The following is an 11,409-nucleotide window of genomic DNA, read 5'->3' as shown; positions in this document are numbered from 1 at the left end:
CCGGGGCTCAGGCGGCGCCGGCCCCGCCCTCGGTCTCCTCGGCGAGCCGGGCCAGCACGGCGTCGTAGATCCGGCCGAGGCCCTTGGGCGCGAAGGCGCGCTCGAAGAAGCCGCCGATGCCGGTGGCGCCCGTCCAGGTGCTGGTGACGACGACCTTGGAGCTGCCCTCGCCGGCCGGGGTGACGGTCCAGGTGGTGACCATGGTGGAGTTGCGGTCCTTCTCCACCAGCTGTCCCGTGGACGGCTCGGAGACCTCCAGCAGGCAGTCGCGGACGCGCTTGCTGGTGGCCTGGAGCTTCCAGTGCACCAGCGTGCCCTCGCCGTCGCCGCCCTCGCGCACCTCGTACTCGCTGAAGTGCTCGGGCAGCAGCTTGGCGCGGGTGCCGCTGTAGTCCGCGAGGGCGTCGAAGACGTCCTCCGCGCCCGCCGCGATGATCCGCTCCGTGGTGGCCTCGACCTGGCCCATGGCTAGTCCTCCGGGACGATAAAAGCTGTGCTTGCCGTTGTGCGTGTGCGGGCAAAGCCAACCACCCTCGTCACAACCGCCCAAATCCTGGGCGCCGGGCGTTAGCCTCCGCGCATGGTGAACATACGGGAGATGGCGGACGCCGACATCGAGGCCGTGGCGGCGGTCCGGGTGGCCGGCTGGCGCCACGCGTACGCCGGTCTGGTGCCGCGGAGCCACCTGGACGCCATGGACGCGAGTGCGAACGCGGCGGCCTTCCGGGTGCGGCGGGCGGCGGGCGGGGACCCGGCGGCGCACGCGGTGGCGGAGGCAGCGGGCGGCGTGGTGGGCTGGGTCTGCCACGGGCCGTGCCGGGACCCCGACCAGCCGCCCGGGACGGCCGAGTTGTACGCGCTCTACGTGCGGCCCGACCTGATCGGCACCGGGGTCGGCCGCGCCCTGTGGGCGGCGGCGCTCGAGGCCGCGCGGCGGCGCGGTGAGGTGCGCATGATGCTGTGGGTGCTCAAGGGCAACGCCCGCGCCCGTCGCTTCTACGAGCGTTCCGGTTGCATTCGCGACGGCGCCGAGCGGACGGACGACATGGACGGCACCGCCGTGCCGGAGGTGCGTTACGTACTGGAGCCGCTGCGCAGCCCGTGAGCGCCGCCGCCGCGGCCGGTCAGCCGGGCCAGGGCCACCACGGCGGCCGGCCGCAGCCGTTCGTGCTCGCGCGCGGCGACCAGCGTGGCCTCGGCGCGCCGGTCGCCCAGCACGCCCAGGCCCTCGACGCAGGCGCGGGCGACGGGCCAGCAGTGGTCGCGGGCCGCCAGCAGCCGCTCGAGGGTGGACAGCAGGGCGGGCACGGACTCGGGGGCGCGCAGCTCGGTCAGCAGGCGGATGGGGTAGAGGGCGTAGGCGGTGCGCAGCGGGTTGGTGGCGAGCGCGGCGGCGGCGCGGGCGGTGCGGGGGTCGCGGAGGCGGGCGAGGACGTGGGCGGCGGTGGCGCAGCGCACGGGTTCGCGGTAGTTGAGGAGGAGGATCAGCGTCTCGAAGGCCCGCCGGTCGCCCTTGGCGCCCAGTGCGAAGGCGGCGATCTCCCGGGCCCACAGCGGCTGTTCGGGGGCGACGAGGACCTGGGCGAGCCGGTCGCGCGCCGCCCGGCTGTCGGACCGTACGAGCGCGATCAGCTTGTCGTGCGCCGCGAATTCGGCCGGGGAGACCAGTTCGGCCCGCACCCGCTTCAGCAGCGCGCGGAATTCCTCTTCCATTTCCCGCTCTCCTCCCCGAGTGGCCTGGGCCACATCGTAAGTCGCGCGCACGCCCCTGGCGCTCTTGGTTACCCGTGAGTTAATCTCCCGGCAAGAGCAGCATTCCCGCTCTGGCGTTCTGGTGACGCAGCCGCCACAGCGTTGACGTCGGTTCGGCATTCCGAGTACGGCACGCCCCGGGACAGGGCCTGCCGGTCGTACAACTCTTCTTCCGTGGACGCCCTTTACCCGTCCGCGGAATCTCTCAGTCGCCGCCCCCTGCCCGGGGCCGCCGCCAACCGCCGTCTCCCCTGCGTACGGGGAACATCCTCTGGAGTCTCGCGATGGACCGTACGTCCACCCCTGAGCCGTCCCCTCTCAGCTCCCCGGCATCGCCCGCCCCCCTCAGGACCATAGCCGTGATCGGCCTCGGCACGATGGGCACCGGCCTCGCCGAGGTCCTCACCCTGGCGGGCCGTGACGTGGTCGGCATCGACATCAGCGACGCCGCCGCCCTGCGGGCCGGTGCCGCGCTGGAGGCCGCCACCGCCCGCGCGGTCGAACGCGGCCGGATCACCGAGGCGGAGCGCCGGGCCGCGCTCGCCCGCTTCCGCACGGCGCGCGAGCTCGAGGCCGCCGCCGACGCCGATCTGGTGATCGAGGTCGTGCCCGAGCACTACGAGCTCAAGCACGAGGTGTTCTGCGCCCTGGACGCCGTCGTCCGCCCCACGGCCATTCTGGCGACCGGCACCAACGCGCTGTCGGTGACCCGGCTGGCCGCCGACTCGGCCCGCCCCGAGCGGGTGCTGGGCCTGCACTTCTTCAACCCCGCGCCGGCGATGAAGCTGGTGGAGGTCGTCTCCTCGGTGCTGACCGCGCCGGCTGCGGTCGCCGCGGTCACGGCGCTGGCGCGCGAGCTCGGCAAGGAGCCGGTGGCGGTGGGCGACCGGCCCGGCTTCGTCGCCGACGGGCTGCTGTTCGGCTACCTCAACCAGGCCGCCGCGATGTACGAGTCCCGCTACGCCAGCCGCGAGGACATCGACGCGGCGATGCGCCTGGGCTGCGGGCTGCCGATGGGCCCGCTCGCCCTGCTGGACCTGATCGGCATCGACACCGCCCGTACGGTCCTGGAGGCGATGTACGCCGCCTCGCACGACCGGCTGCACGCCCCCGCGCCGGTCCTCGGCCAGCTGGCCGCCGCCGGGCTGACCGGCCGCAAGGCCGGGCGCGGCTTCTACACGTACGAGGCCGCGGGCTCCGCCGTCGTCGTGCCCGACGCGCACACGCCGCGGCCCGCGGAGCGGGAGGCGGACGTCCGCGAGGTGCGGTCCGTGGGGGTCGCGGGGTCGGGGACCATGGCGAGCGGGATCGCCGAGGTCTTCGCGAAGGCCGGCTACGCGGTGGTGCTCGCGGCGCGCACGCAGGAGAAGGCGGAGGCGGCCAAGGCGCGGATCGCGAAGTCCCTGGCGCGTGGGGTGGACAAGGGCAGGCTGTCGGCCGGGCAGGCGGAGGCGGCGCTGGCGGCGGTGACCCCGGCCGGTTCCCTGGACGCGTTCGCGGCGGTGGACCTGGCCGTCGAGGCGGTGGCGGAGGATCTGGAGGTCAAGCGGCAGCTGTTCGCCACGCTCGACAAGGTGTGCAGGCCGGGCGCGGTGCTGGCCACCACCACCTCCTCGCTGCCCGTCGTGGCCTGCGCCCGGGCCACCTCGCGCCCGCAGGACGTCGTCGGCATGCACTTCTTCAACCCGGCGCCGGCGATGAAGCTGGTCGAGGTGGTCCGTACGGTCCTGACCGCCGACGACGTGCACGCCACCGTGCGAGCGGTGTGCGCGAAGGTGCGCAAGCACCCGGTGGACTGCGGGGACCGGGCGGGGTTCATCGTCAACGCGCTGCTGTTCCCCTACCTCAACAACGCGGTCAAGATGGTCCAGGAGCACTACGCCTCCCTGGACGAGATCGACGCGGCGATGAAGCTGGGCGGCGGCTACCCGATGGGCCCCTTCGAGCTCCTCGACGTCGTCGGCCTGGACGTGTCCCTGGCCATCGAGAAGGTGCTGCACCGCGAGTTCCGCGATCCGGGCCTCGCGCCGGCGCCGCTGCTGGAGCACCTGGTGGCGGCGGGGTGCCTGGGGCGTAAGACGGGCCGCGGCTTCCGTGAGTACGCGAAGGCCTGACCGGGCTGTGCTCGATCAAGCGGTCGGGTGGGGCGGACTGCTCGAACCCTCGGGAAGTCCGCCCCGGCACACCCATACGGACGCGTGTTACGTTCCCCACATGTCCCAGCCCGCCAAGTCCGCCCGCGCACCGCGCGGGGCCGCCACCGAGTCCAGGGGAGTCAAGGGCCCGAAGCTCGCCAAGGACCCGCACGAGAGTGCCCCCGAGAGCGCCGGCTCCCGCCGTGCCGCCGCGCAACGGCTCACGATGCGCCGCAAACTGGCCGCGGCGGCGATGGAGTTGTTCGCGCGCAAGGGCTACGAGGCGACGACCGTCGACGAGATCGCCGCGGCGGCCGGGGTCGCCCGCCGGACGTTCTTCCGCCACTTCCGCTCCAAGGAAGAGGCGATCTTCCCCGATCACGACGACACGCTGGTGCGCGCCGCGGGCGTCCTGGACGCCGCGCCGCCGCACGAGAATCCGCTGGACACCGTCTGCCGGGGGATCAAGGAGGTCATGCGGATGTACGCGGCCTCCCCGGCGGTCTCCGTCGAGCGCTACCGGCTGACCCGCGAGGTGCCCGCGCTGCGCGAGCGAGAGATCGCCTCGGTGGCCCGCTACGAGCGGCTGTTCACCCGTTATCTGCTGGGCCACTTCGACGAGGGCGCCCATCACGTCGGCGACGACGACCCGTTGCTGGCCGAGGTCGCCGCCTCCGCGGTCGTCACCGCGCACAACCACGTGCTGCGCCGCTGGCTGCGCAGCGGTGGCGAGGGGGACGTGGAGGCCCAGCTGGACCACGCCTTCGCCATCGTGCGGGAGACCTTCGGCACGGGCATCGGCGCCGGCCGGGCGGGCGCCGCGGACACCCCGGCGGCGACGGTGCGGACCGAGGACGAGGTGCTGGTGGCGGTGGCCCGTACCGACGCGCCGCTGGGTGATGTCATGCGCGCCATCGAGAAGGCACTCAAGAAAAACTAAGACATAAGCGGATATCAATAGGCAATACATGACACAACGGCCGCCCCTCGGGGCGGCCGTTGTTGCTCATGCGTGCCCTCCGGGTGACATCTGAGAGAAATTGTTGGCACCCAGTGTCTTGTCGAGTGGCACGCGGTGCCATACCTTGTGGTTGTCCGGGCGGCCGGCACGCAGACACAACCGTCGTGTGCCGGCTGTCCCCACTACGTACCGCACACGTACGCCGTGCGCCCGGACGCCTGCGTCACCAGGCCCCCGCGCTCACCCGCGCAGCCGAGCACCACCGCCGAACCGACGGCACCGCCTCTGCACCACCCCCGACGTTCCCTCAAGCCCGTTCCATACGTGCTTCGCCGGAGGCAAACCGTGAACCAGATACTGGACGCGATACTCGCGCCCGACACCAGCGCCGAGGACTTCGCCGCGCTGGCCCTTCCCGAGTCCTACCGCGCGGTGACCGTGCACAAGGACGAAGCGGAGATGTTCGCAGGACTCCCCAGCCGGGAGAAGGACCCCCGCAAGTCGCTGCACCTCGAGGAGGTGCCGGTGCCCGAACTGGGCCCCGGCGAGGCCCTGGTGGCCGTCATGGCCAGCTCGGTGAACTACAACTCGGTGTGGACCTCCATCTTCGAGCCCGTGTCGACCTTCGCCTTCCTGGAGCGCTACGGCAAGCTCTCCCCCCTCGGCAAGCGCCACGACCTGCCGTACCACGTCATCGGCTCCGACCTGGCCGGCGTCGTGCTGCGCACCGGACCGGGCGTCAACGCCTGGCGGCCCGGCGACGAAGTCGTCGCGCACTGCCTGTCGGTGGAGCTGGAGTCGGCCGACGGGCACAACGACACGATGCTCGACCCCGAGCAGCGCATCTGGGGCTTCGAGACCAACTTCGGCGGTCTGGCCGAGATCGCGCTGGTGAAGTCCAACCAGCTCATGCCCAAGCCCGCCCACCTCAGCTGGGAGGAGGCCGCGGCGCCCGGGCTGGTCAACTCCACCGCCTACCGTCAGCTGGTCTCGCGCAACGGCGCGGGGATGAAGCAGGGCGACAACGTCCTGATCTGGGGCGCGAGCGGCGGACTCGGCTCGTACGCCACGCAGTTCGCGCTCGCCGGCGGGGCGAACCCGATCTGTGTGGTCTCCAGCGAGCAGAAGGCGGAGATCTGCCGGAAGATGGGCGCCGAGGCGATCATCGACCGCAGCGCCGAGGGCTACCGGTTCTGGAAGGACGAGCGCACCCAGGACCCCAAGGAGTGGAAGCGCTTCGGCAAGCGCATCCGCGAATTCACCGGTGGCGAGGACATCGACATCGTCTTCGAGCACCCCGGCCGCGAGACCTTCGGCGCGAGCGTCTACGTCACCCGCAAGGGCGGCACCATCACCACCTGCGCCTCGACCTCGGGCTACATGCACGAGTACGACAACCGCTACCTGTGGATGTCGCTCAAGCGGATCATCGGCTCCCACTTCGCCAACTACCGCGAGGCCTGGGAGGCCAACCGCCTGATCGCCAAGGGGAAGATCCACCCCACCCTGTCGAAGACCTACACCCTGGCCGACACCGGCCAGGCGGCGTACGACGTGCACCGCAACCTCCACCAGGGCAAGGTCGGCGTGCTGTGCCTGGCGCCGCAGGAGGGCATGGGCGTGCGCGACGAGGAGCTGCGGGCGCGGCACATCGACGCCATCAACCGCTTCCGGAACGTGTGAGAAACCTGCGATGACTGAGCGTCAGAAGGATCGTCCGTGGCTGATGCGGACCTACGCCGGGCACTCCACGGCCGAGGCGTCCAACGAGCTGTACCGGCGCAACCTCGCCAAGGGACAGACGGGCCTCTCGGTCGCGTTCGACCTCCCGACGCAGACCGGTTACGACCCCGACCACATCCTCGCCCGCGGCGAGGTCGGGCGGGTCGGGGTCCCGGTCGCCCATCTCGGTGACATGCGGCGGCTGTTCCAGGACATCCCGCTGGAGCAGATGAACACCTCCATGACCATCAACGCCACCGCGATGTGGCTGCTGGCGATGTACCAGGTGGTCGCGGAGGAACAGGGCGCCGACGTCACCAAGCTGCAGGGCACGACGCAGAACGACATCGTCAAGGAGTACCTCTCGCGCGGGACGCACGTCTTCCCGCCGGGGCCCTCTCTGCGGCTGACCACCGACATGATCACGTACACGGTGGCCCGCATCCCGAAGTGGAACCCGATCAACATCTGCAGCTACCACCTGCAGGAGGCCGGGGCCACCCCCGTGCAGGAGATCTCGTACGCGATGTCCACGGCCATCGCCGTGCTCGACGCGGTACGCGACTCCGGCCAGGTGCCGGCCGAGCGCTTCGGCGAGGTCGTCGCCCGCATCTCCTTCTTCGTCAACGCGGGCGTCCGCTTCATCGAGGAGATGTGCAAGATGCGCGCCTTCGGCCGCATCTGGGAACACATCACGCGCGAGCGCTACGGCATCGAGAACCCCAAACAGCGCCGCTTCCGCTACGGCGTCCAGGTCAACTCCCTCGGCCTGACCGAGGCCCAGCCGGAGAACAACGTCCAGCGCATCGTCCTGGAGATGCTCGCCGTCACCCTGTCCAAGGACGCCCGCGCCCGCGCCGTGCAGCTGCCCGCCTGGAACGAGGCGCTGGGCCTGCCCCGGCCCTGGGACCAGCAGTGGTCGCTGCGCATCCAGCAGGTCCTCGCCCACGAGAGCGACCTGCTGGAGTACGAGGACATCTTCGCCGGCTCGCACGTCATCGAGGCCAAGGTGGCCGCCCTGGTCGCCGACTGCCTGGAGGAGATCGAGCGCATCCAGGGCATGGGCGGCGCGATGGCGGCCGTCGAGTCCGGCTACCTCAAGTCGCGGCTGGTCTCCTCGCACGCCGAGCGCCGGGCCCGCATCGAGGCCGGCGAGGAGAAGATCGTCGGCGTCAACTGCTACGAGTCCACCGAGCCCAACCCGCTGACCGCGGATCTCGACACCGCCATCATGACCGTCGACCCGGCCAATGAGGCCCGCGTGGTGGCGGCCCTGCACTCCTGGCGCGACAACCGCGACGAGGGCCGCGCCCAGGAGTCCCTCTCGGCCCTGAAGAAGGCCGCGGCGGGCACCGACAACCTGATGGCCGCCACGCTGGAGTGCGTACGCGCCGGGGTCACCACCGGCGAGTGGTCCTGGGCCCTGCGCGACGTCTTCGGCGAGTTCCGCGCCCCGACGGGCGTCAGCAGCGCCCCCGTGGCGGTCACCGCCGAGGCGGGCACGCCGCTCGCGACCGTCCGTGCGAAGGTCGCCCGCACCGCCGAGGAGCTGCGCAGCGGCAAACTGCGGCTGCTGGTCGGCAAGCCCGGCCTCGACGGGCACTCCAACGGCGCCGAGCAGATAGCGGTCCGGGCCCGCGACGCCGGCTTCGAGGTGGTCTACCAGGGCATCCGGCTCACCCCGGAACAGATCGTCTCGGCCGCCGTGGCCGAGGACGTCCACTGCGTGGGCCTGTCGATCCTCTCGGGCTCGCACGCCGAGCTCGTACCGGACGTACTGGCCCGGCTGCGCCGCACGGGGGCGGACGACGTGCCGGTCATCGTCGGTGGCATCATCCCCTCCGCCGACGCCGCCGCCCTGCGGGCGGCCGGGGTCGCGGCCGTATTCACCCCGAAGGACTTCGGGATCACGGAGATCATCGGCCGTATCGTCGACGAGATCCGCAAAGCGAACCAGCTCGACCCTCTGGAGGTCTCCGCATGACCACCCCCGCGCCGGCCCCTGTCAACCGGCTGCGCCCGCGCCGCTCCTGCCTCGCCGTGCCCGGCAGCAACCCGCGCTTCCTGGAGAAGGCCCAGGGCCTCCCCGCCGACCAGGTCTTCCTCGACCTGGAGGACGCCTGCGCGCCGCTGGCCAAGGAGGGCGCCCGGCACACGATCGTCGACGCGCTGAACAACGGCGACTGGACGGGCAAGACCAGGGTCGTCCGGGTCAACGACTGGACCACGCACTGGACCTACCGCGACGTGGTCACGGTCGTCGAGGGCGCCGGGCCCAACCTCGACTGCATCATGCTGCCCAAGGTGCAGGACGCCCAGCAGATCGTCGCCCTGGACCTGCTGCTGACGCAGATCGAGAAGACGATGGGCTTCGAGGTCGGCCGCATCGGCATCGAGGCGCAGATCGAGAACGCCAAGGGCCTGATCAACGTGGACGGGATCGCCGCCGCGTCGCCCCGCCTGGAGACGATCATCTTCGGCCCGGCCGACTTCATGGCCTCCATCAACATGAAGTCCCTCGTGGTCGGCGAGCAGCCGCCCGGCTACCCGGCGGACGCCTACCACTACATCCTCATGCGCATCCTGATGGCGGCCCGCGCCCATGACCTGCAGGCCATCGACGGCCCGTACCTGCAGATCAGGAACGTGGACGGCTACAAGGAGGTCGCCGGGCGCGCGGCGGCGCTGGGCTTCGACGGCAAGTGGGTGCTGCACCCCGGCCAGGTGGACGCCGCCAACGAGGTGTTCTCCCCCTCCCAGGAGGACTACGACCACGCCGAGCTGATCCTGGACGCGTACGACTGGTGCACCTCCGAGGCGGGCGGCAAGAAGGGCTCGGCGATGCTCGGCGACGAGATGATCGACGAGGCCAGCCGCAAGATGGCGCTCGTCATCGCCGGCAAGGGCCGCGCGGCGGGAATGGTCCGCAAGTCCGTCTTCGAGATCCCGGAGGCCTGAGCAGCATGCAGTTCGGCCGCACCTACGAAGAGTTCACCGTCGGCGACGTCTACAAGCACTGGCCCGGCAAAACGGTCACCGAATACGACGACCACCTCTTCTGCCTGCTCACCATGAATCACCACCCACTGCACATGGACGCCCATTACGCCGGGAAGACCACGGACTTCGGCAAGAACGTCGTCGTGGGCAATTACGTCTATTCGCTGCTGCTGGGCATGTCCGTCCCCGACGTCTCGGGCAAGGCGATCGCCAACCTCGAGGTCGAGTCGCTGAGGCACATAGCGCCGACCTTCCACGGCGACACCCTCTACGGCGAGACCCGGGTGCTGGACAAGACGCCCTCGAAGTCGAAGAGCGACCGCGGGATCGTGTACGTCGAGACCATCGGCTACAAGCAGGACGGCACCGTCGTCTGTACCTTCCGGCGCAAGGTGATGGTCCCCACCGCCACGTACGTCAAGGAGCGCGGCGGGGAGCAGCCCGGCCGCCCCGAACCGATCATCCGGGAGAAGTGAGATGGGCCGCCTGGCGCAGACCGACGGACTCACGGACATCCAGCGGGAGATTCTCGCCACGGTCCGTGAATTCGTCGACAAGGAGATCATCCCGGTCGCGACCGAGCTGGAGCACCGGGACGAGTACCCGACCCGGATAGTCGAGGGCCTCAAGGAACTCGGGCTCTTCGGCCTGATGATCCCGGAGGAGTACGGCGGGCTCGGTGAGTCCCTTCTCACATACGCCCTGTGCGTCGAGGAGATCGCCCGGGGCTGGATGAGTGTGTCCGGAATCATCAATACGCACTTCATCGTCGCCTACATGCTCAAGCAGCACGGCACGCAGGAGCAGCGCGAGTACTTCCTGCCGCGGATGGCGACGGGCGAGGTGCGGGGCGCCTTCTCGATGTCGGAGCCGGGGCTGGGCTCGGATGTGTCGGCCATCACGTCCAAGGGCGTGCGCGAGGGCGACGAGTACGTCCTGAACGGCCAGAAGATGTGGCTGACCAACGGCGGGTCGTCGACGCTGGTGGCGGTGCTGTGCCGGACGGACGAGGGGCATCCCGAGGGCACCCCCGCGCATAAGTCGATGACCACCTTCCTGATCGAGAAGGAACCGGGCTTCGGCCAGGTCAAGCCGGGCCTGACCATCCCCGGCAAGATCGAGAAGATGGGCTACAAGGGCGTCGACACCACCGAGTTGATCATGGATGGGCTGCGCGTTCCGGCCGACCGTGTGCTCGGCGGGGCCACCGGGCGGGGCTTCTACCAGATGATGGACGGCGTCGAGGTCGGCCGCGTCAATGTCGCGGCGCGTGGTTGCGGCGTCGCCCAGCGTGCGTTCGAACTGGGCGTTTCCTACGCGCAGCAGCGCCATACCTTCGGAAAAGCCATCGCGCAGCACCAGGCTATTCAGTTCAAGCTGGCCGAAATGGGGACAAAGGTCGAGGCGGCCCATGCGATGATGGTCAATGCCGCGCGGAAGAAGGACTCGGGTCAGCGCAACGACCTCGAGGCCGGCATGGCCAAGTACCTGGCCTCCGAATACTGCAAGGAGGTCGTCGAGGACGCCTTCCGCATCCACGGCGGCTACGGCTTCTCCAAGGAGTACGAGATCGAGCGGCTCTACCGCGAGGCGCCGATGCTCCTGATCGGTGAAGGTACGGCCGAGATCCAGAAAATGATCATCGGCCGCCGGCTACTGGAGGAGTACCGAATCCAGGGATAAATGCCCGGTTTGGAGGTATCTGGGGGTGTTTTAACAGAGAAGAAGATCACACCCTGTCATCGGCGTTCGGCCATCTACTGGCCTTGGCGCTTAGCCAGTTGCCGTCCGAAACCGATAGCATCCCCGGAAAGCCGCCGTCCCCCATATCGTTACGCG

10 protein-coding genes are annotated in these 11,409 nt (G+C 70.3%); 8 read left to right on the top strand and 2 right to left on the bottom strand.

All coding sequences use genetic code 11. The annotated features are described in order from the left end of the window. Nucleotides 1–7: 7 nt before the first annotated feature. Complete coding sequence (locus ABZ956_RS12630; RefSeq protein WP_361891117.1) at nucleotides 8–466, bottom strand: SRPBCC family protein; 459 nt, start codon at nucleotides 464–466, stop codon at nucleotides 8–10. 114 nt (nucleotides 467–580) lie between these two features. Here ABZ956_RS12630 and ABZ956_RS12625 point away from each other — a divergent pair, with 114 nt between their 5' ends. After that, nucleotides 581–1,105, top strand: a complete 525-nt coding sequence (locus ABZ956_RS12625) for a GNAT family N-acetyltransferase (protein ID WP_361891114.1) — start codon at nucleotides 581–583, stop codon at nucleotides 1,103–1,105. Here the strand turns inward: ABZ956_RS12625 and ABZ956_RS12620 are convergent. Next, nucleotides 1,075–1,713 carry a HEAT repeat domain-containing protein gene (locus ABZ956_RS12620; RefSeq protein ID WP_361891111.1) on the bottom strand — a complete coding sequence of 213 codons (639 nt, stop codon included), beginning with the start codon at nucleotides 1,711–1,713 and terminating at the stop codon, nucleotides 1,075–1,077. The genes ABZ956_RS12625 and ABZ956_RS12620 overlap by 31 nt on opposite strands. 323 nt (nucleotides 1,714–2,036) lie before the next feature. Here ABZ956_RS12620 and ABZ956_RS12615 point away from each other — a divergent pair, with 323 nt between their 5' ends. The 7 genes from ABZ956_RS12615 to ABZ956_RS12585 all read left to right on the top strand — a co-directional run bounded on the left by ABZ956_RS12615 (nucleotide 2,037) and on the right by ABZ956_RS12585 (nucleotide 11,253). Next, nucleotides 2,037–3,866, top strand: coding sequence for a 3-hydroxybutyryl-CoA dehydrogenase (locus tag ABZ956_RS12615; protein WP_361891108.1), 1,830 nt, complete (start codon nucleotides 2,037–2,039; stop codon nucleotides 3,864–3,866). Between the two features lie 100 nt (nucleotides 3,867–3,966). Next, a complete protein-coding gene (locus tag ABZ956_RS12610; protein ID WP_361891106.1) occupies nucleotides 3,967–4,827 on the top strand; it encodes a TetR family transcriptional regulator in 861 nt (286 codons plus the stop codon). 366 nt (nucleotides 4,828–5,193) lie between these two features. Further along, on the top strand, nucleotides 5,194–6,531 hold the full coding sequence (gene ccrA / locus ABZ956_RS12605; protein ID WP_361891103.1) for a crotonyl-CoA carboxylase/reductase: 1,338 nt from the start codon (nucleotides 5,194–5,196) through the stop codon (nucleotides 6,529–6,531). A 10-nt stretch (nucleotides 6,532–6,541) separates the two neighbouring features. Beyond that, nucleotides 6,542–8,554, top strand: coding sequence for a protein meaA (locus ABZ956_RS12600; protein ID WP_361891100.1), 2,013 nt, complete (start codon nucleotides 6,542–6,544; stop codon nucleotides 8,552–8,554). Further along, nucleotides 8,551–9,528, top strand: coding sequence for a CoA ester lyase (locus ABZ956_RS12595; protein ID WP_361891097.1), 978 nt, complete (start codon nucleotides 8,551–8,553; stop codon nucleotides 9,526–9,528). The genes ABZ956_RS12600 and ABZ956_RS12595 overlap by 4 nt, the downstream gene beginning before the upstream one ends. A 5-nt stretch (nucleotides 9,529–9,533) precedes the next feature. Further along, a complete protein-coding gene (locus ABZ956_RS12590) occupies nucleotides 9,534–10,046 on the top strand; it encodes a MaoC family dehydratase (protein ID WP_361891094.1) in 513 nt (170 codons plus the stop codon). A gap of 1 nt (nucleotide 10,047) precedes the next feature. Further along, nucleotides 10,048–11,253, top strand: coding sequence for an acyl-CoA dehydrogenase family protein (locus tag ABZ956_RS12585; protein ID WP_361891091.1), 1,206 nt, complete (start codon nucleotides 10,048–10,050; stop codon nucleotides 11,251–11,253). The last annotated feature ends 156 nt before the right edge of the window (nucleotides 11,254–11,409 follow it).

The organism is Streptomyces sp. NPDC046261 (assembly GCF_040646235.1).
In the GTDB taxonomy this organism is placed as follows: domain Bacteria; phylum Actinomycetota; class Actinomycetes; order Streptomycetales; family Streptomycetaceae; genus Streptomyces.
This window is presented reverse-complemented; position numbering and strand designations above follow the sequence as displayed.

What these genes read in the sequence shown, in the direction of transcription:
- ABZ956_RS12630 (WP_361891117.1), bottom strand. Translation starts at nt 466, where the DNA reads ATGGGCCAGGTCGAGGCCACCACGGAGCGGATCATCGCGGCGGGCGCG.
- ABZ956_RS12585 (WP_361891091.1), top strand. Translation starts at nt 10,048, where the DNA reads ATGGGCCGCCTGGCGCAGACCGACGGACTCACGGACATCCAGCGGGAG.
- ABZ956_RS12600 (WP_361891100.1), top strand. Translation starts at nt 6,542, where the DNA reads ATGACTGAGCGTCAGAAGGATCGTCCGTGGCTGATGCGGACCTACGCC.
- ABZ956_RS12610 (WP_361891106.1), top strand. Translation starts at nt 3,967, where the DNA reads ATGTCCCAGCCCGCCAAGTCCGCCCGCGCACCGCGCGGGGCCGCCACC.
- ABZ956_RS12595 (WP_361891097.1), top strand. Translation starts at nt 8,551, where the DNA reads ATGACCACCCCCGCGCCGGCCCCTGTCAACCGGCTGCGCCCGCGCCGC.
- ABZ956_RS12625 (WP_361891114.1), top strand. Translation starts at nt 581, where the DNA reads ATGGTGAACATACGGGAGATGGCGGACGCCGACATCGAGGCCGTGGCG.
- ABZ956_RS12615 (WP_361891108.1), top strand. Translation starts at nt 2,037, where the DNA reads ATGGACCGTACGTCCACCCCTGAGCCGTCCCCTCTCAGCTCCCCGGCA.
- ABZ956_RS12620 (WP_361891111.1), bottom strand. Translation starts at nt 1,713, where the DNA reads ATGGAAGAGGAATTCCGCGCGCTGCTGAAGCGGGTGCGGGCCGAACTG.
- ABZ956_RS12590 (WP_361891094.1), top strand. Translation starts at nt 9,534, where the DNA reads ATGCAGTTCGGCCGCACCTACGAAGAGTTCACCGTCGGCGACGTCTAC.